Source organism: Streptomyces himalayensis subsp. himalayensis, from assembly GCF_013778455.1.
Taxonomy (GTDB): Bacteria; Actinomycetota; Actinomycetes; order Streptomycetales; family Streptomycetaceae; genus Streptomyces; species Streptomyces himalayensis.
In genome coordinates, this window is sequence record NZ_JACEHE010000018.1 from 1 (window position 1) to 17648 (window position 17648).

Consider the following 17648-nt stretch of genomic DNA (forward strand, 5'->3'; position numbering starts at 1 on the left):
GACCTGGATCTGCCGGCTCTTCCGGCGCTCGGCGATCGGCCGGGCCGGCGCTTCCGGCATCCCCAATGGGACAGACTCCGCAGTCGTCATGGCGTCACCTGCGGCTTACCGTTGCCCATGGTCTCGCGGGCCGCGCGCAGCGACTCCTTGAGCGAGCCCATGGTGGCCATGACGGCGGTGGGCTCGTAGCCGCAGTGCGCCATGCAGTTGGCACACCGGGGGTCCTTGCCGCGGCCGTACGCGTCCCAGTCGGTCTCCTCCAGAAGCTGCTGGTACGTCTGGACGTATCCGTCGCTCATCAGATAGCAGGGCTTCTGCCACCCGAAGAGGGAGTAGCTCGGGATGGCCCACGCGGTGCACGGGAAGTCGACCTTGCCCTCGAGGAAGTCCAGGAAGAGGGGGCTCTGGTTGAGCCGCCACCGCCTTCGGTTGCCGCCCGCGAAGGCCTTCTTGAACAGCTCGCGCGTCTGCTGGACGCCGAGGAAGTGCTCCTGGTCGGGGGCCTTCTCGTAGGCGTAGGCGGGCGAGAGCATCATCTCGTCCACCTTCAGGTCGTCGTTGAGGTAGTTGAGGACCTCGATGACGGTCTGCGGGGTGTCGGTGTTGAAGAACGTCGAGTTGGTGGTGACCCGGAAGCCGCGGCGCTTGGCCTCCTTGATCGCCTCCACCGCCTCGTCGAACACGCCTTCCTTGGCGACCGACTCATCATGCCGCTCGCGCAGGCCGTCGATGTGCACGGCCCAGGCGAAGTACGGCGACGGCTTGAACTGGTCCATCTTCTTGCGCATCAGCAGCGCGTTGGTGCAGAGGAAGACGAACTTCTTCTTGGCCACCAACTGCCTTACGATCTCGTCGATCTGCGGATGCATCAGCGGCTCGCCGCCGGCGATCGACACCATGGGCGCACCGGACTCGAGTACGGCGCCGACGGCCTGGGCCACCGGCATGCGCTGCTTGAGCACTCCCGCCGGGTGCTGGATCTTGCCGCAGCCCTCGCACTTGAGGTTGCACGCGAAGAGCGGTTCGAGTTCCACGAGCAGCGCGAACTTGTCCCGCCTGCGCACCTTCTGCTCAAACAGATACGTAGCGACCTTGATGGTCTGACGGAGCGGCATGGCCATCTTGCTCACCTCCTGGGGAGCAGTAAATTACGGTGCCATTCATAGAAAACAGGCAGCACGGAACGGAGTACGCGGAAAGCTGATATTCCACCGCGGACCGTGCCGATTCGAACGAGCTCATGCTCTGGAGCGTCCACGACCACCCGGACGGCCGCAACCGGGCGCGGACCTGCCCGAACGGCGCTCCGGAGTGTCGCCGCGGACTCCATGTCCACCGCGATGGCGCCCTTGGCGAGCAGCGCGGAACGCTCATGGCCTCGGACGACGTGGTCGGAGCCGGTGAGCGGCCCGGTGTGGACCGTACGCCCGGGAACAGCCCGGACCAGTTCGCGGACGAGCAGCTCGGTGCCCACACACGGCGTAGTGGCGCCCGGGTCGCGCGTCTCCTCCGCGACCACCAGATCGCCTGGGTGCATGCCCGGTGCGAGGCCGGCGCAGAAACCGGTGGCCACGACGGCCGCGGCGCGCAACGCCTCGTCGGCGAGGGCGCGCGTGACGGCGCGTTCGGCGGCCTTGGGTCCCATTCCCGTACGCAGCACGGTCACCGGTCCCGCGGCTCCAGCGCGATCGCCGGTGCGCAGGGCGAGCCGCTCGATGCCGAGCGCGCAGGCGATCAGCAGCGGTGGGCTCTCCGAAGAGCCTTCCGGGGAGCCGTCCGGGGGCTCCGGGGTGGAGCCGTCCGGGGACTCCAGGGAGGAGCCGTCCGGGGACTCCAGGGAGGAGCCGTCCGGGGACTCCAGGGTGCCGGTCATCAGCTCACCTTGCCGGAGAACGGTTCCCCATGGACGTACCGTCCCAGCGCAGTGAGCGGGAAGACCTGCCGGTAGAGGTGGTAGTTGATGGAGAAGTCCCAGGGGAATCCGGTGCCGGTGAAATAGGGCTCGTCCCAGGAGCCGTCGTCGGCTTGCGTCTCGGCGAGCCAGGCGATGCCCCGCTCCACGGCCTTGGACTCCTGTTCGCCGGCCGCAAGCAGCGCGAGGAGCGCCCAGGCGGTCTGGGATGCGGTGGAGGCGCCCCGGCCGCTCCAGCCCTCAGTGTCGCGGTAGGAGCGCAGGTCCTCGCCCCAGCCGCCGTCGTCGTTCTGCACGGACTCCAGCCAGGCGACGGCGCGGCGGATCGCGGGGTGCGAGGCGGGCAGTCCGGCGGCCGTGAGCGCGGGCACCACGGATCCGGTGCCGTAGACGTAGTTGACGCCCCAGCGGCCGAACCAGGAGCCGTTCGCCTCCTGCTCCGCGAGCAGCCACTCGATGCCACGGCGCGTGGCCGGATGGTGGGCCTTGCCGTCGACGGCCAGCATCTCCACGACATGGGCGGTGACGTCGGCGGACGGAGGGTCGATGACCTCGCCGAAGTCGCAGAACGGCAACCTGTTGGGGAAGCTGCTGGTGTTGTCGACGTCGAAGGCTCCCCAGGCCCCGTTCCTGGACTGCATACCGACGTTCCAGTGCACACCGCGGTCGATGGCCTTCTCGACGCGGTCGGCGTCCGGGTGCTTCACGCGCCGCAGGGCCAGCACGACCTCGGCGGTGTCGTCGATGTCCGGGTAGTTGTCGTTGTGGAACTCGAACGCCCATCCGCCAGGAGTGAGGTGCGGCCTGCGGACCGACCAGTCGCCCGGACGGACGATCTGCTCGCCCAGCATCCAGTCGGCGGCCTTGACCAGCTGCGGGTGGTCGGCGGGCAGGCCCGCGTCGGCGAGCGCGATGGTCGCGAGGCAGGTGTCCCACACGGGCGACTGGCAGGCCTCGATCATCCGGGCCCCGTCCCCCCGCCAGATGGCGTAACGGTCGAGCGACTCGAAGCCCGCGCGCATCACCGGGTGCTCGATGTCGTACCCGAGCAGGTGCAGCGCGATCAGCGAGTACACGGCGGGCGGCTGGATGCCTCCCCAGCAGCCGTCGTTCTCCTGCCGCTCGATGATCCAGCGGGCCGCCGAGTTCATAGCCGCCCTGCGCAGTCGGCGCGGTGCGACCATGTGGTACGCGTGCAGGGCCTTGTCGAGGCGCTGGAATACGCCGTCCCAGCTGGCCGCGGGCGCGAGGGGCCGAGGTGGACTGGGGTTGCGCGGGTCGGTGTGCAGCTCGTCGAGCGGGAAGGGCGCGGGACGCACCGGCCGCTTCGCGGAGACGATGGTGAGCGGCACGATGGTCTGCCGGGCCCAGCAGCCGAAGTCGTAGATGTTGAGCGGGAACCACTTCGGGAAGTAGATGAGCTCGGGCGGGAGTTCGGGCAGGTCGTCCCACTTCCACCAGCCGAAGAGGGCGAGCCAGATGCGGGTGAAGACGCGGCTTGCGGCGATGCCGCCCTGCTCGCGGATCCATTCCGCGGCCTTGGCCATGTGCGGGTCGTCGGGGCTGTCCCCGGCGAGGCGCAGGGCGACATACGCCTCGATGGTGGTGGAGAGCTCGCCGGGCCCGCCATAGAAGGTGGACCAGGTGCCGTCGTCGCGTTGCTCGCCGCGGATGAAGAGGGCGGCGGCCTTGGTGGTCGCCTCGTCCCGGATGCCCAGGAACTGCCGCAGCAGGAGGTCTTCGGCGTCCATCGTGACGTTGGTCTCGAGGTCGCCCTTCCACCAGCCCTGGGCGTCCTGGCGGGCGAGAAGGAAGTCTGTGGCGCGCTGGAGAGCGCGGGTGGCGGCGTCATGCGTCCCGGCCGCTGCGGGCGTCGATTCAGTTGTTCGAGTAGTTCCAGTTGTTCCGCTGGCCGAGGCAGCGCGGGGCGGAACCGCTCCGGTGCTTCCATCGGTCGTCGCTGTCATGGCTTCCCCTTCATGCAGTGGTCGTTCTGCTGGGTCGGCCGTCGGCCGGTGCCTGGTGAGCACCGGCCGGCGACTGCGCTGGAGATCCGGGGGCCACCCCGGGAGCACGCCTAAGGGCCGATAGCGATCATCTCTTCCGTACGACGACGAAGTCGGCAAGCGCGACGAGCTGCGCCCGCACCTGGTCGGGCATGTCGACGGCGGCCAGCGCCTCGACGGCGATGGCGTGTTGCCGCCGTGCCTCCTCGGCGGTCCACTGGCGGCCGCCCGCCTCCTCGATGAGGGCGGCACGCGCGGCGAACTCCTCCTCGGAGAAGCTGTCGAAGTCGGTGCTCTTGGCGTCGGCGGCGAGCAGTTGGCCGAGGCGCTCGGATGCCGGGCCGCCCGCCGCGAGCGCGGCCACGACCGGCAGGGACTTCTTGCGCTGGCGCAGATCGCTCCAGGTCTGCTTGCCGGTGGCCTCCGGGTCGCCCCAGATGCCCAGCAGGTCGTCGACGGCCTGGAAGGCGAGACCGAGGTGGTAGCCGTACTTCCCCAGGGTGTCGGCGGTGCGGTCGTCGGCGCCGCCGAGCACGGCGCCGATGGAGCACGCGCAGGCGAGGAGGGCGCCCGTCTTGTTGCCCTCCATCTCCAGGCACTCCTCGACGGTGACGCGCTCGCGGTGCTCGTAGGAGATGTCCTGCGCCTGGCCGTCGATGAGGGCACGGGTCGCGGCGGTGAGGCGGCGCGTGGCGCGGCCCGCCTCGACGGTGCCGAGCTCGAGCAGGATCTCGTTGGCGAGGGCGAAGAGGGCGTCGCCGACGAGGATGGCCTGCGCGGGGCCGTGCACCTTCCACACCGTGTCGCGGTGGCGGCGCTGCTCGTCGCCGTCCATCAGGTCGTCGTGCAGGAGCGAGAAGTTGTGCACCAGCTCGACGGCGACCGCGCCGGGGACGCCGACCTCGGGCGCTGCGCCGGCGGCCTGCGCGGACAGCAGGGCCAGCGCGGGACGTACGGCCTTGCCGCCGTCGCCGTCGGAGGGGTTGCCCTCGGCGTCGATCCAGCCGAAGTGGTAGGCCGCGACGGTGTCCATGGGGGCTGCGAGACGCTCCACGGCGGCCCTCAGCACCGGTGCGGCCAGGGTCCGGCCGCGCTCGAGCAGCGCGGTCACGTCCGCCACGTCGGCAGCCGATTCGGCCGGGGGCACAGTGGGCACAGTCTCTCCTCTTGTTGCGGTACCGGGGGTGCGGGGACTCGCCCCGTGCATTGCGGACTTCACCGGATGCCACCTCGCAGTGATGCGCCGGTTCCCTCGGGTGTTCGGCCGGGGGCCCGGTACGCGGCAGAGGCGCTGCCGGATGCCGCGTCCCCCGGGGATACGCGGTCTTCCGCCTCCTCGACGAGGTCGAAGAGGCGGTCGCGCGGCCGGCCGAGAGCTCTCAGCGCGGCGCCCGCCGCACTGACGCCGCTGCGGACCGCGCTCTCCATGGTCGCGGGCCACCCGGTGGCGGTCCACGATCCGGCCAGGTAGAGGCCGGGGGCCTTGGTGCGGGCGCCGGGCCGCAGCCCCCCGACGCCCGGGGCGGGGGCGAACGTCGCGGTGCGCTCCCGGGTGACGAAGAAGTCGCGGACCTCGGCGCCGCGCGCGGCGGGCAGCAGCCGCTGAAGCTCCGGCAGGTAGCGCTCGCGCAGGGTGGCGACGGGATCATCGATCTCGTCCTGGGCCGCCGACTGGGACAGCGCCAGATACTGACCACTCGTCAGCCCCGAGGCCTCGGTGCGGTCGAAGACCCACTGCACCGGGGAGCCCAGCGCGGCGAAGAAGGGCCGCCTGAGGACCTTGCGGTCGTAGACCACATGGACGTTGAGGATCGGTGCGGTGCCGATGGAGAGCAGCCGCTCGGGCTCGTCGAGGGCTCCGTCGGGGAGCAGGTCGTGCGCCTCGCGCTGGGGTACGGCGAGCACGACGGCATCGGCGTCGAACCGCTCGCCGGGAACCTCGACGCTCCAACGTCCGTTCTCGGTACGGGAGATGGAGGTGACGCGTGTACGGAGTTCGGTGCGGACGCCCGCGGTGTCGAGCGCCTTGCGGGCGAGCGTGTCATGGAGTTCACCGAGGGGCACGCGTGCCCAGCCGATGTCGGCGGCGCCCGGGTCGGAGAGCAGTCCCGTCTTGAAGACCATCGCGGCCAGGCCCAGCGAGGCGTCGCCCGCGACGGCGTTCAGGGTTGCGACACCGACCAGGTCCCACAGCGCTTCGACGGCGCGCGGCGACTGGCCGTGCCGGGCAAGCCAGCTGCCGAAGTCCTGTGCGTCCAGCGCCGGATCGGCCGGGTCGAGCTTCTTGAGGGCCAGCGCGGCCCGCCCCACCTTGGCACGTTCGGCGAGCGACAGGTGCGGATAGGTTGCGAGGCCGGCCGCGAGATGCAGCGGTACGGGCAGGGCGGTGCGGCGGAGCCTGCCGAGCCGGAGGCCGTTTCCCGACCCGTTGGAGTCAGTGCCCCGGCCCGCGTCGAGTACGGGCACGTCGAGCCGTTCCTGCAGCGGCGCGAGCTCCGTACCGTCGATACGGTCCAGGAACCAGCGATACGCGGTGCAGCAACGCAGATAGACGTGCTGGCCGTTGTCGACGGTCAGGTCGCCCCGCTGAAAGGAGAAGGCCAGCCCGCCCAGACGCGGCCGCCCCTCGAGCAGGGTCACCTGCACTCCGGCGTCGGCGAGCGCCAGCGCACTGGTGATGCCGGCGAGTCCCCCGCCGACCACCACGGCGGCGGCCCTCCCAGGGCCGCCTGCGGTGTGCGCATCCAGCTCGCCCGACTGCATGTCGTCGCTCATCGCGCGCCCTCCCCACCGGCCGTGCCGCCGACGTCAGCGAAGTGCTCGACGATCGCATGACAGGCCGCTGCAGTCAGGGACGCCACGCCGAGGCGGAGGGTTGCGCACCGTTTGCCGCGAGTTGTCCCACGGCGGCCGTGGAGGTTCACCGGGCGCGCCTCCTGACGGTCCCCCGGGAGACCTGCCTGGTGTCGAGACCGGAGAGGCCGCGCACGGCTACGTAGGCCTTCTCGCGGCCGGGCAGGGAGACGCGGCCGCGCAGCACCGCCTCCGGGTCGCGCTCGATACGGTCGAGCAGGCGCCGGTAGATGCCGGCCATCGCTGCGACACAGGCGCCGCTGCGCCGGTCCAGCATGGGCAGCAGCCGGTAGCCCTCGGCGAACAGGGCGCGGGCGCGCCGTACCTCGAAGTGCACCAGGCCCGGGAAGTCGGAACCGGCCGGCGGTCTGGGACCGCTGAACCCGGCCGAGCAGCCGAACTTGGCGAGGTCGTCGGCGGGCAGATAGGTGCGGCCGCCCTCGGCGTCCTCGCGGATGTCCCGCAGGATGTTGGTGAGTTGCAGCGCGAGCCCCAGCGTGTCGGCGTACTCGGGCGCGCGCTCGGCGTTGCGCGCCCCCGGCTCGGTGCCGAACACCCCGAGGGAGAGCCGTCCGATGGCACCGGCAACACAACGGCAATAGACCTTGAGGTCCTCCCAGGTCTCATAGGTCTCGCCGCGGACGTCCATGACGACGCCGTCGATCAGTTCGTCCAGCCCGCCGAGCGGGATCGGGAAGTGCTGCGCGGCATGTCCGAGGGCCACGGCCACCGGGTCGGTGTCGTCCTCCGCGACCTTGCCTTCGCGGATCCTGTCCAGCACGGCACGTGTCTCGTCCAGCCGGGCCGTCTTGACGTCCGGTGCGAGGTCTCCGTCACCGATGTCGTCGACGCGCCGCGAGAACGCGTAGAGCGCCGACATCGCACGCCGCTTGGGCGTGGGCAGCAGCCTGATGCCGTAGGCGAAGTTGCGGGCCTGCCGGCCGGTGACGGCCTCGCAGTAGCCGTAGGCGGCGAGCACTGGTGCGGACAGGTGCTGGTCTTCCTCCACGGTCCGGATCACCCCTCTCCTCGCAGAGTCGCCCCCACCTGACGCAGCAAGCGGAGCTTGGCGGGTTTCGGCGGTCCAGGAAGTACGTCGTATTCGGCGGCAGCAATCGCGTGGATTGCCGCCCTTCCTCCGGCCACGAACCCGGCGAGCAGCAGCTTCAGCCTGCCGTGGACGCTACCCACCAGGGGGGTGCCTTCATTCAGCAGGCCCCGGGCGCGTTCTGCTTCGTATGCAACCAGTGCGCGCACCGATGCGCCTGCGGTCGGTGCGCGGAGGTCCTCCTCCTGGACGTGGAATCTCTTCATGTCCTCGGCGGGCAGGTAGACGCGGTCCCGGCCGAGGTCCTCGGTGACGTCCTGGAGATGTTCGACGATCTGCAGGGCTGTGCACACCGCGTCGGAGAGGCGGATCCGCTCCGGTGTCGCGGTGCCGGTGATGGCGAGGACGAGCCGTCCGACGGGGTTGGCCGACAGTTCGCAGTACGCGAGCAGGTCGTCGTAGGTCTCGTAGCGCGTGACCAGCTGGTCCTGGCGGTTGGCCGCGATCAGGCCGAGGAAGGGCTCGGGGGTGAGGCCGTGCCGGCGGACGGTGGGCTGGAGCCGCCGCAGCAGGGGGTGGCGGGGGGTGGAGTCGAACACCTTGCGGAGGTCGCCTTCGAAAGCGTCGAGTACGGCGAGCTTGTCCTCCGCGGCATCCGGTGCGACACCCAGCAGGCGGGCGTCGGCACCGCCGGGTGCGAGGTCTCCGTCGCCGATGTCGTCCACCAGGCGCGCGAAGCCGTACACGGCCATCAGGTCGTCGCGCCAGGCGCGGGGCAGGAAGAACGGCGCCACGGGAAAGTTCTCGTCCGCAGCCTTGTCGAGCGTGGCGCGGGCCGGGGCTTCCTCGGACTTCGCCTGGGGGGCGCTCTCCGTACGCGCCCCTTCGGTTCCCGTCACCGCGGGCTGCCCGGCGCGGGGACGGCGGAAGCATCGCGGAGCTGGAGACCTTCCGTAGACATTGCCGTCACATCTCCCGTTCTACACTGCCGACCCAATACATCCTATTTCGGACACGCCGCCCAGCAGCACGCCGAGGAGTCCCCCCGGACCGGCCCGGGAGACACCCCTCGAAGCCGGACGCTGCGCGTTATCGCCCTACTTGCCGCGAATCAGCACCGGTACAGCTTACGTTGTACAACGCGACATGGTTCGGCGGGGTGTCCTGCGCATCACAAGAGCACACCGATTGCCGTCAAGATTCCCTGGCCATGCGGGAATTGAGATCCAGGCACCGGCCAGGGCCCCTCCGGTTTCGCGGGCGGGGCCCTGGAGACAGGCCATGACAGCTGGTCACGACGTTGGTCCTGGCCGAAGGTCCTGACCGACCGACGGTCCGGGGACGGCGATCCCCGCTACTTCCCCGTGAACTTCTCGTACTCCTTCAGTACCTCGTCCGTCGGTCCGTCCATACGCAACTCGCCGCGCTCCAGCCAGAGCACACGGTCGCATGTGTCACGGATGGACTTGTTGTTGTGGCTGACGAGGAAGACCGTTCCGGCATGCTTGCGAAGCTCGCGGATACGGGCCTCGGAGCGCTTCTGGAACTTGCGGTCACCGGTGGCCAGCGCCTCGTCGATCATGAGCACATCATGATCCTTGGCGGCCGCGATGGAGAACCGCAGGCGGGCAGCCATGCCCGACGAGTACGTGCGCATCGGCAGCGTGATGAAGTCGCCCTTCTCGTTGATGCCCGAGAAGTCGACGATCTCCTGGTAGCGGTCCCTGATCTGCTCGCGGGACATGCCCATCGCGAGCCCGCCGAGGATGACGTTCCGCTCGCCGGTCAGGTCGTTCATCAGGGCCGCGTTCACACCGAGCAGCGAGGGCTGGCCGTCCGTGTAGACCTTGCCCTTCTCGGCGGGCAGCAGGCCGGCGATGGCGCGCAGCAGGGTGGACTTGCCCGAGCCGTTGGAGCCGATCAGGCCGATGGCCTCGCCGCGGTAGGCGGTGAAGCTGACGCCGCGCACCGCGTGCACCTTGCGTACGCCGCGCTCCTCGCCCCGCCGGACGATGCGGCTGAGGGCGGCGGTCGCGCTGCCCTTGCCGGTCTTCGCGCCGTTCACGCGGTAGACGACGTGCAGCTCGTCCGCGATGACGGTGGGGATGTGCGCCCCGGTGTTCTGCTCAGCCACGGCCGTACCGCTCCTCCGCCTTCCAGAAGTACACGAACCCTCCGACCGCGACGAGTACCGCCCAGCCCGCGGCGACGGCCCAGACGTGCGGCGGCAGGTTCTCGGACCCGTAGCCGTCGATGAGCGCGAAGCGCATCAGGTCCATGTAGATGGCCGCCGGGTTCCACTGGAGGACGTTCGCGATCCAGGCCGGCCTGTCCTGGAGCATGATCGGGATGGAGAACATGACGCCCGACGCGTACATCCAGGTGCGCATGATGAAGGGCATCAGCTGGGCGAGGTCGGGGATCTTGCTGCCCAGGCGCGCCATGATCAGCGCGAGGCCGGTGTTGAACAGGTACTGCAGCGCGAGGGCCGGAAGGATCAGAACCCAGGACAGGCGCGGAAAGCTGCCGAAGCCGACCGCCACGATGAACAGGACGATCATCGAGAAGAGCAGCTGCTGGAGCTGCTGCAGCGCGAAGGAGATGGGCAGCGAGGCGCGCGGGAAGTGCAGCGCGCGGACCAGACCGAGGTTGCCGGAGATCGCGCGTACGCCCGCCATGACCGAGCTCTGCGTGAAGGTGAAGACGAACACGCCGGTGACCAGGAACGGGATGTACACGTCGTGTGTCATGCCCCGGCTGGCATCCAGGATCAGGCCGAAGATCAGGAAGTAGACGAGCGCGTTCAGCAGCGGGGTCACCACCTGCCACAGCTGGCCGAGCTTCGCCTGGCTGTACTGGGCGGTCAGCTTCGCCTGCGAGAAGGCAAGGATGAAGTGGCGCCGTCCCCAGAGCTGACGGACGTACTCGAAGAGTCCGGGCCGGGCGCCGCTGACGGAGAGACCGTACTTGGCAGCCAGCTCGGCCGGGGTCAGCCCGTCATCGGGCGACGGCGGGACACTCACCGCGACACCGCCGTCATGCGTTGTCTCACTCACAAGTGGAACTTTCCTTCAAGATGCGCAGCCTGGTCGGGCATAGGCAGGAGCCAGGGACCGGGTCACGGCCCGAATGCTCTCAAACCGAGCTTGTCAGATCACTGGAGGGCGGCCCAGTCGGGTCAGCCGCCACACCGTACGCCACTTCATCGGCCGCCGTGGTCCGCACGCGGTGGTCCAGCCCTCTCTGAAGCCGCCGAACCACGCCCTCAGGGCGCGGCGCGAGGGGCGCCGCACGAGGGTCAGCAGCAGCCAGACCCCCAGGTAGACCGGGACCAGCGGGGCGGGCAGATTGCGCCGGGCGAGCCAGACGCGGTTGCGGGCCACCATCCGGTGGTAGACCGCGTGCCGGGACGGGGCGGTCGTCGGGTGGAACAGGACCATGTCGGAGCGGTAGTCGATCATCCAGCCGGCGTTCAGCGCCCGCCAGGCGAGATCGGTCTCCTCGTGGGCGTAGAAGAACTCGTCGGGCAGGCCGCCGACCTCTGCGAACACGCGTGTACGGACCGCGTTGGCGCCACCCAGGAACGTGGTGACGCGCGAGGAGCGCATCGGGTCGGAGGCGCGCAGGCGCGGCACATGGCGGCGCTGGGTCTCGCCGGTGTCCGGGTCGGCGATCCGGAAGCTGATGATGCCGAGCTTCGGGTCGGCCGCGAAGGCCTCGCGGCAGAGCTCGGCCGTGTCGTGGTGGGCGAGCAGACCGTCGTCGTCGAGGAACAGCAGGATGTCGACCTCGGAGCCGGACGGGCCGAACGCTTCGATACCGACATTGCGGCCGCCGGGAATGCCGAGGTTCTCCGGCAGCTCGACGGTGCGTACGCCCTCGGGGACGTCCGGCACCGGCGAGCCATTGCCGACCACGACCACCTCGACCCGGTCGCCGTCCTGCTTGGCGACCGAGTCGAGCAGGGCACGCAGCTCGTCGGGGCGGTTGCCCATGGTGATGACGACCGCGCCGACCTTCAGCGGCCTCGAGGACTCGGACCGCGTACTCACTTGAGCCTGCTCGAAGCGAGGATGGACACGAGGTGGAGGAGCGTCTGGAGGATCGCGATACCGGCCAGCACGGCGACGCCGAGCCGCGAGAAGAACAGGTCGCCCCGGATCGCGTCCAGGACCGCGAGGACCAGGATCAGCAGGGACGCCTCGACGCCGAGGACGAGCCGGTGGAACTTCAGCGCGGCGGCGGCCTTGCGAGCCACCGCCATGCCGGACGAGCGCGGCACGGAGGCCGACTCCTGGACCGGCGGCAGCCCGCCCTGGTGACGGGCGACGCCGACGAGGTCGGTCTCGGCCTTGATCAGGATGGCGCCGAGGGCGGCGAGGGTGCCGAGAAAGGCCCACAGCCAGTCGATCCGCCCGGAGCCCCACAGGTCGGCGGCGCGCAGACCGAAGCCGACCAGGACCGCGGCGTCGCACAGGTAGGCGCCGACGCGGTCCAGGTACACCCCGCCGAGCGAGAACTGCTTCTTCCAGCGGGCGATCTCACCGTCTACGCAGTCCAGCAGCAGGTAGAGCTGGACCATCAGCACGCCGAGCACGGCGCCCGGGATCCCCGGCACCAGCAGGGCCGGGGCTGCGAGGACGCCGAAGACCGTCATCAGGTAGGTCAGCTGGTTGGGCGTGACCCGCGTGTTCACCAGGTGCCGGTCGATGCGCAGCGAGACCTCGCGCATGTAGAGCCGGCCGGCCCAGTGCTCGCCGCTCCGCCGGTCCTTCACACCCGGGGGATGAACGACGGGGCGGAGTTCAGCTACCGATGGCCTTGGCATAGTCGGCGTAAGCGTCCTTGATCTGGTCGGTGGTCAGGTCGAGGTGTTCCAGGATCGTGTAACGACCGGGGCGGGTTTTCGGAGCAAACTGCACCACCTGGACGAACTCGTCCACCGTGAAGCCGATCTCCTCCGGCAGGACGGGGAGTCCGTGCCGGTACAGGACGTCCGCCATCTGTCCGGCCATGTCCCGGTCGCCACGCAGGTACGTGGCGAACGCGCCTCCGAGGCCGCACTGCTCCCCGTGCAGGGCGCTCCGCTTGGGGAACTGCAGGTCGAACGCGTGGCTGATCTCGTGGCAGGCACCGGACGCCGGGCGGCTGTCACCGGCCACGGACATGGAGATGCCGCACAGGACCAGGGACTCCGACAGCGTCGTCAGGAAGTCGTCGTCGCCGACGCCGCTCGGATGACGCAGCACGGCCTCGGCAGCCTGGCGGGCCATCGCGGCAGCAAGGCCGTCGACCTGCTCACCGTTCTCCCGGTGCGACAGCTCCCAGTCGGCCACGGCGGAGATCTTGCAGATCACGTCGCCGATGCCGGCCCGCACGAAACGCACCGGCGCCTCTCGGATGACATCCAGGTCGATGACGATCCCGATCGGGTTCGGCACACCGTACGAGCCGCGGCCCGCGTCGTTGTCGAGCGTGGCCACCGGGGAGCACAAGCCGTCGTTGGCGAGGTTCGTGGCGACCGCGACGAGCGGCAGGCCCACGCGCGCGGCGGCGTACTTGGCACAGTCGATGACCTTGCCGCCGCCGAGGCCGACCACCGCGTCGTAGTGGCCGCCCTTCTTGATCGAGTCGGCGAGGCGGACCGCGCCGTCGATGGTCCCGTCGGCGTCGTCGAACCAGTCCGCCTGGGGCAGCGACGGCGCGAAGCGATCGCGCAGCGCCTGGCCGGAACCACCGCTGATGGCGAAGGCCATCCGGCCGGACGGAGCGATGCGCTGGTCGGACAGGATCGTCGCCAGATCATCGAGTGCGCCCGGCCGGATGTCGACGACGACCGGCGACGGAATGAGCCGCGTCAGTACTGGCACGCGATCTCACGCCCCTTGGCCAGGTCGTCGTGGTTGTCGATCTCGACCCACTTGACGTCGCCGATGGGCGCGACGTCGATGCGGAAGCCGCGGTTGACGAGCTCCTGGTAGCCGTGCTCGTAGAACTGCTGCGGGTCCGTCTCGAAAACGGTCTTCAGCGCGTCGGCGAGCTCGTCGGCCGCCTCGCCCTCGATGAGGGTGACGCCGATGTACTCACCGGTGGCCTCGGCCGGGTCCATCAGCTTGGTGATCTTCGTCATGCCCTTCTCGGGGTCCACGACGACCTTCATCTCCTCGTCGGCGAGGGACTTCACCGTGTCGAGGGCGAGGATGATCTTCTTGTCGCCGCCGCGGGCGGCGAGCAGCGTCTTCTCGACGGAGACCGGGTGCACGGTGTCGCCGTTGGCGAGGATCACGCTGTGCTTGATCGCGTCACGGCCGCACCACAGGGAGTAGGCGTTGTTCCACTCCTCGGCCTTGTCGTTGTCGATGAGGGTGATCTTGAGCCCGTACTTGGCCTCCAGCGCCTCGCGGCGCTCGTACACGGCCTCCTTGCGGTACCCGACGATGATCGCGACCTCCGTCAGACCGATCTCGGCGAAGTTGCCAAGGGTCAGGTCCAGGACGGTGAGGCTGTCCTCGTTGCCTTCGGGGCCCACCGGCACCAGAGCCTTGGGCAGGGTGTCGGTGTAGGGGCGCAGACGCCGTCCGGCGCCAGCCGCCAGCACGAGGCCGATCATGCGGGTTCTCCTTCATCGTGTACGGCGGGTGCACCGGAGGACACCCAGAAGCGGATGCTCTCGACGAGCACCACGAGTGCCACGGCCACGGCGAGAGCAGTGAGCGCGACGGTGAAATCTGTGTTGTTGAGCAGAGCCGCGACCACGGTGACCACCAGGACTCTGCCTTCGTGTCCGCCGATCGCCCGCACGAGCCAGTGCGGGGGCGCGCCGGTGTCGCCGCGGATGCGGTACACCGTGTCGTAGTGATGGTAGGCGACTGCGGCCACCAGTCCGAAAGCTGCGGGCAAGGCTCCGTTCATACCGGAGTTGGCCGCGAGCACCAGGAACGTGCCGTACTCGGCGGCCCGGAAGAACGGCGGAACCAGCCAGTCCAGGGCGCCTTTGAGGGGTCGGGAGACCGCGATCCCCGATGTGACGCAGTACACGAGCGCGGCGACGACGGGCCACGGTCCGCCGAAGTCCGTGAGAGCGCTCACAGTTACGAGAAGCACACTGCCGACGAACGCGTAGACGGGCGGCGGCAGAAGGCGCCCGGCGCTCTTCAGCGCCCGGGCGAGCGCCTCTGCGAGCGGTCCTGAATCGGCGAGGTCGGCGAGCGCCAGAGCGGCCCGGTCGGTCCTGCGCGCCCTGCGGGTCAGCGACCTCAGGACGCGGCCTGCTGTGGTGTATGTCGCAGCTATCGCGCATCCGATGAGCAGGGCGTAGAAGGTGATACGAGGTGTGGTCACGGCCGTGAGCACGGCGATCATCGCCCAGCGTTCGCCGATCGGCAGGACGATCATCCGGCGCACCCACACCGTCCAGCCGACGCTGTCGAGCTTGTCCGAAAGGGCCGCGGTAGGGCTGGTGTTGGCGGTCGCGTCGTGGTTCGCCTCGTTGAAGGAGAAGTCCACGACGTGGCGGCAGGTCTGCAGGACCATCGCGCCGAGGGCCAGCGCCCACACGTCGTCACCGCCGCGGGCCGCACCGAGTGCGAGGCCCGCGTAGTAGGCGTACTCCTTGGCGCGGTCGAAGGTGGCGTCGAGCCAGGCGCCGAGCGTCGAGTACTGCAGGGAGTAGCGGGCGAGCTGCCCGTCGGTGCAGTCCAGGACGAAGGAGAAGAGGAGCAGCGCACCGGCCGCGATGAAGCCGCCGCGCGTGCCGGTCGCGGCACAGCCTGCCGCGATCAGAGCGGTGAGCAGCGAGGCCGTGGTGACCTGATTGGGAGTCAGGCCGCGGCGGGCGCACCAACGGGCGATGTAACGAGAGTACGGGCTGATGCAGAACGTCGTGAAGAAGCCGTCCCGGGACTTCACGGCGCTCCGCAGGCGTATGGCCTCTTCGTCGACCGCCGCGACGGCCTGCCGGGCTTCGTTGCCGGCCTGTGGGTCGGCGGGGACGGTGGCGACGAGGGAGCCGAGCTCGGGCCGGTGCACCGCGACGTCGTGGTCCTCGAGGGCCGCGGTGACGCTGTCGGCGATGCTGCCGACGGCGACGGCGCCGCGTGCGGCACCCTCGGCGGTCCTGCGCACGGCGAGCGCCAGCGCCGGACGGGCCGGCGGGCGGGCCGACACGGCGCCGGGAACGGCGGAGGCGTCGAAGCGGGGGTCGGTGAGGCCGAGCCGGAGGGCGTGGACATGGCCCACGAACCGGGCGTCGACGACCGCGACCCGCTCATCGCCCGGGATCACCGCGAGCAGCGACCCGACGTCGGCGGCGTCGGTGGCGATCCGCACGTCGAAGCCCAGCGACCGCAGATCGCCCTCGAGGGTCGATCCGGGGGCCGGCTGGCCGATGAGGATGGCGGTCGACAGACGAACTCACTCCTTGGTTGCCGACGCTTCGAGGCGCCGGGCATGCGCATGATGGGGCACCCCTGGCCCAGGCGGCCGGGCGGCGCATCGGCAGAGGTTATCGGATGAAGAGAAGCGGGTGTTCACCGCCCGTTTACGGTCCGATAAGCGCGGTCTGCGTGTCCGCAAGCCGCAACGATCATCATCGGGGATCGGCACCCCGGCCCACAAACCGTGCTCCCGGATGCCCACGAACCGTGCCCCCGGATACCCACAAACGGTGCGGCAGATGCTCGCACACCGCGACCGCAGATGCCCGATGAGCGGCCTCGAGACCTGCGCATGGCATGCCGGTGCCGCAGGTCCGGCTTAGGGTGGACCTCCATGACATGGCTGATCACAGGCGGGGCTGGATACATAGGGGCACACGTGGCGCGGGCCATGACCGACGCCGGGGAACGCGTGGTCGTACTCGACGACATCTCGGCCGGGGTTCCCGACCGGCTGCCGCCGGAAATCCCGCTCGTCGAGGGCTCGGCGCACGATGCCGCACTGCTGAAGCGGGTGCTTTCGGAGCACGCGGTGACGGGTGTGGTGCATCTCGCAGCCCTCAAGCAGGTCGGCGAGTCCGTGGCGCAGCCGCTGCGCTACTACCAGGAGAACATGGGCGGCCTTGCGGTGCTGCTGGAAGCGGTCGCCGAGGCCGGGATCAAACGGTTCCTCGTCTCCTCGTCCGCGGCCGTGTACGGCAACCCGAATGTGAACCTGATCACCGAGGACACGCCCTGCGCCCCGCTGAGCCCGTACGGGGAGACAAAGCTCACCGGGGAGTGGCTGGTGCGGGCCGCGGGCCGGGCGCACGGCATCGCGACCGTGTGCCTGCGCTACTTCAACGTGGCGGGCGCCGCGGCGCCGGAGCTCGCGGACACGGGCGTGTTCAACGTCATCCCGATGGTCTTCGACCGGCTCACGCGTGACGAGGCTCCGCGGATCTTCGGTGACGACTATCCGACGCCGGACGGCACCTGCATCCGCGACTACATCCATGTCGCCGATCTCGCCGATGCGCACCTCGCGGCCGCACGCCGGCTCATGGCCGCCGACGCGCAGGGTGATCTGACGGTGAACATTGGCCGCGGCGAGGGCGTCTCCGTACGGGAACTCATCACGACCATCGCCGAGGTGACCGGCGACCACCGGCCGCCGGTCGTGGAACCCCGGCGCCCCGGCGACGCCCCGCAAGCGGTCGCGTCCGCCGGACGGGCGGCCGAGGAGCTGGGCTGGACCGCCCGGCTCGGGGTTCGCGAGATGGTCGAGTCGGCGTGGCAGGGCTGGTGTCTGCGACACCCCGAGGCCGCCCGCAAGTGATCTTGTCACCGCTCTGACCTGCGCATCATTTGTGCAGGTCAGAGCATATGACAACGGTGTTCAGTCCCGTGTTGCC

16 protein-coding genes are annotated in these 17648 nt (G+C 69.9%); 1 reads left to right on the plus strand and 15 read right to left on the minus strand.

The features are described from left to right. Window positions 1-86 precede the first annotated feature (86 nt). The 15 genes from hpnH to H1D24_RS26665 form a co-directional block, all read right to left on the minus strand. Window positions 87-1121, minus strand: coding sequence for an adenosyl-hopene transferase HpnH (gene hpnH, locus H1D24_RS26600; protein WP_181660236.1), 1035 nt, complete (start codon window positions 1119-1121; stop codon window positions 87-89). 5 nt (window positions 1122-1126) lie between these two features. Continuing rightward, window positions 1127-1873 carry a phosphorylase family protein gene (locus tag H1D24_RS26605; protein WP_181660237.1) on the minus strand — a complete coding sequence of 249 codons (747 nt, stop codon included), beginning with the start codon at window positions 1871-1873 and terminating at the stop codon, window positions 1127-1129. Then, window positions 1873-3879 carry a squalene--hopene cyclase gene (gene shc / locus H1D24_RS26610; RefSeq protein ID WP_181660238.1) on the minus strand — a complete coding sequence of 669 codons (2007 nt, stop codon included), beginning with the start codon at window positions 3877-3879 and terminating at the stop codon, window positions 1873-1875. Before shc ends, H1D24_RS26605 begins: the two co-directional genes overlap by 1 nt. Window positions 3880-4006: 127 nt before the next feature. Next, window positions 4007-5125, minus strand: coding sequence for a polyprenyl synthetase family protein (locus H1D24_RS26615; protein WP_181660357.1), 1119 nt, complete (start codon window positions 5123-5125; stop codon window positions 4007-4009). An 8-nt stretch (window positions 5126-5133) separates the two neighbouring features. After that, window positions 5134-6693 (minus strand): hydroxysqualene dehydroxylase HpnE, encoded by a 1560-nt coding sequence (gene hpnE / locus H1D24_RS26620; RefSeq protein ID WP_181660239.1) that lies wholly within the window; start codon window positions 6691-6693, stop codon window positions 5134-5136. After that, window positions 6690-6842 carry a DUF6380 family protein gene (locus tag H1D24_RS44145; protein ID WP_220137280.1) on the minus strand — a complete coding sequence of 51 codons (153 nt, stop codon included), beginning with the start codon at window positions 6840-6842 and terminating at the stop codon, window positions 6690-6692. The genes hpnE and H1D24_RS44145 overlap by 4 nt, the downstream gene beginning before the upstream one ends. After that, window positions 6839-7792 (minus strand): presqualene diphosphate synthase HpnD, encoded by a 954-nt coding sequence (gene hpnD / locus H1D24_RS26625; RefSeq protein WP_181660240.1) that lies wholly within the window; start codon window positions 7790-7792, stop codon window positions 6839-6841. Before hpnD ends, H1D24_RS44145 begins: the two co-directional genes overlap by 4 nt. Next, on the minus strand, window positions 7789-8718 hold the full coding sequence (hpnC, locus tag H1D24_RS26630; RefSeq protein WP_181660241.1) for a squalene synthase HpnC: 930 nt from the start codon (window positions 8716-8718) through the stop codon (window positions 7789-7791). The genes hpnD and hpnC overlap by 4 nt, the downstream gene beginning before the upstream one ends. 455 nt (window positions 8719-9173) lie before the next feature. Further along, entirely contained in the window at window positions 9174-9953 is a 780-nt protein-coding gene (locus H1D24_RS26635) for an ABC transporter ATP-binding protein (RefSeq protein ID WP_181660242.1), read from the minus strand. Continuing rightward, entirely contained in the window at window positions 9946-10875 is a 930-nt protein-coding gene (locus tag H1D24_RS26640) for an ABC transporter permease (RefSeq protein ID WP_181660243.1), read from the minus strand. Before H1D24_RS26640 ends, H1D24_RS26635 begins: the two co-directional genes overlap by 8 nt. Before the next feature lie 93 nt (window positions 10876-10968). Further along, window positions 10969-11814, minus strand: a complete 846-nt coding sequence (locus H1D24_RS26645) for a glycosyltransferase family 2 protein (RefSeq protein WP_181660358.1) — start codon at window positions 11812-11814, stop codon at window positions 10969-10971. A 53-nt stretch (window positions 11815-11867) separates the two neighbouring features. Beyond that, the gene (locus tag H1D24_RS26650) at window positions 11868-12647 is read right to left on the minus strand and encodes a CDP-alcohol phosphatidyltransferase family protein (RefSeq protein WP_181660244.1); all 780 of its coding nucleotides are present in this window, start codon (window positions 12645-12647) and stop codon (window positions 11868-11870) included. Then, window positions 12625-13689, minus strand: a complete 1065-nt coding sequence (locus tag H1D24_RS26655) for an iron-containing alcohol dehydrogenase family protein (RefSeq protein WP_181660245.1) — start codon at window positions 13687-13689, stop codon at window positions 12625-12627. The genes H1D24_RS26650 and H1D24_RS26655 overlap by 23 nt, the downstream gene beginning before the upstream one ends. Then, window positions 13677-14429, minus strand: a complete 753-nt coding sequence (locus H1D24_RS26660) for a phosphocholine cytidylyltransferase family protein (protein ID WP_181660246.1) — start codon at window positions 14427-14429, stop codon at window positions 13677-13679. Before H1D24_RS26660 ends, H1D24_RS26655 begins: the two co-directional genes overlap by 13 nt. Continuing rightward, the gene (locus H1D24_RS26665) at window positions 14426-16225 is read right to left on the minus strand and encodes a DUF5941 domain-containing protein (RefSeq protein WP_181660359.1); all 1800 of its coding nucleotides are present in this window, start codon (window positions 16223-16225) and stop codon (window positions 14426-14428) included. The genes H1D24_RS26660 and H1D24_RS26665 overlap by 4 nt, the downstream gene beginning before the upstream one ends. A gap of 363 nt (window positions 16226-16588) precedes the next feature. On the opposite strand from H1D24_RS26665, the gene galE reads away from it, so the two are divergent. After that, window positions 16589-17572, plus strand: coding sequence for a UDP-glucose 4-epimerase GalE (gene galE / locus H1D24_RS26670; protein ID WP_181660247.1), 984 nt, complete (start codon window positions 16589-16591; stop codon window positions 17570-17572). Window positions 17573-17648: the final 76 nt, after the last annotated feature.

What these genes read in the sequence shown, in the direction of transcription:
- H1D24_RS26660 (WP_181660246.1), bottom strand. Translation starts at nt 14,429, where the DNA reads ATGATCGGCCTCGTGCTGGCGGCTGGCGCCGGACGGCGTCTGCGCCCC.
- hpnH (WP_181660236.1), bottom strand. Translation starts at nt 1,121, where the DNA reads ATGGCCATGCCGCTCCGTCAGACCATCAAGGTCGCTACGTATCTGTTT.
- hpnE (WP_181660239.1), bottom strand. Translation starts at nt 6,693, where the DNA reads ATGAGCGACGACATGCAGTCGGGCGAGCTGGATGCGCACACCGCAGGC.
- H1D24_RS26645 (WP_181660358.1), bottom strand. Translation starts at nt 11,814, where the DNA reads ATGGGCAACCGCCCCGACGAGCTGCGTGCCCTGCTCGACTCGGTCGCC.
- H1D24_RS26605 (WP_181660237.1), bottom strand. Translation starts at nt 1,873, where the DNA reads ATGACCGGCACCCTGGAGTCCCCGGACGGCTCCTCCCTGGAGTCCCCG.
- shc (WP_181660238.1), bottom strand. Translation starts at nt 3,879, where the DNA reads ATGACAGCGACGACCGATGGAAGCACCGGAGCGGTTCCGCCCCGCGCT.
- H1D24_RS26615 (WP_181660357.1), bottom strand. Translation starts at nt 5,125, where the DNA reads ATGCACGGGGCGAGTCCCCGCACCCCCGGTACCGCAACAAGAGGAGAG.
- H1D24_RS26650 (WP_181660244.1), bottom strand. Translation starts at nt 12,647, where the DNA reads ATGCCAAGGCCATCGGTAGCTGAACTCCGCCCCGTCGTTCATCCCCCG.
- galE (WP_181660247.1), top strand. Translation starts at nt 16,589, where the DNA reads ATGACATGGCTGATCACAGGCGGGGCTGGATACATAGGGGCACACGTG.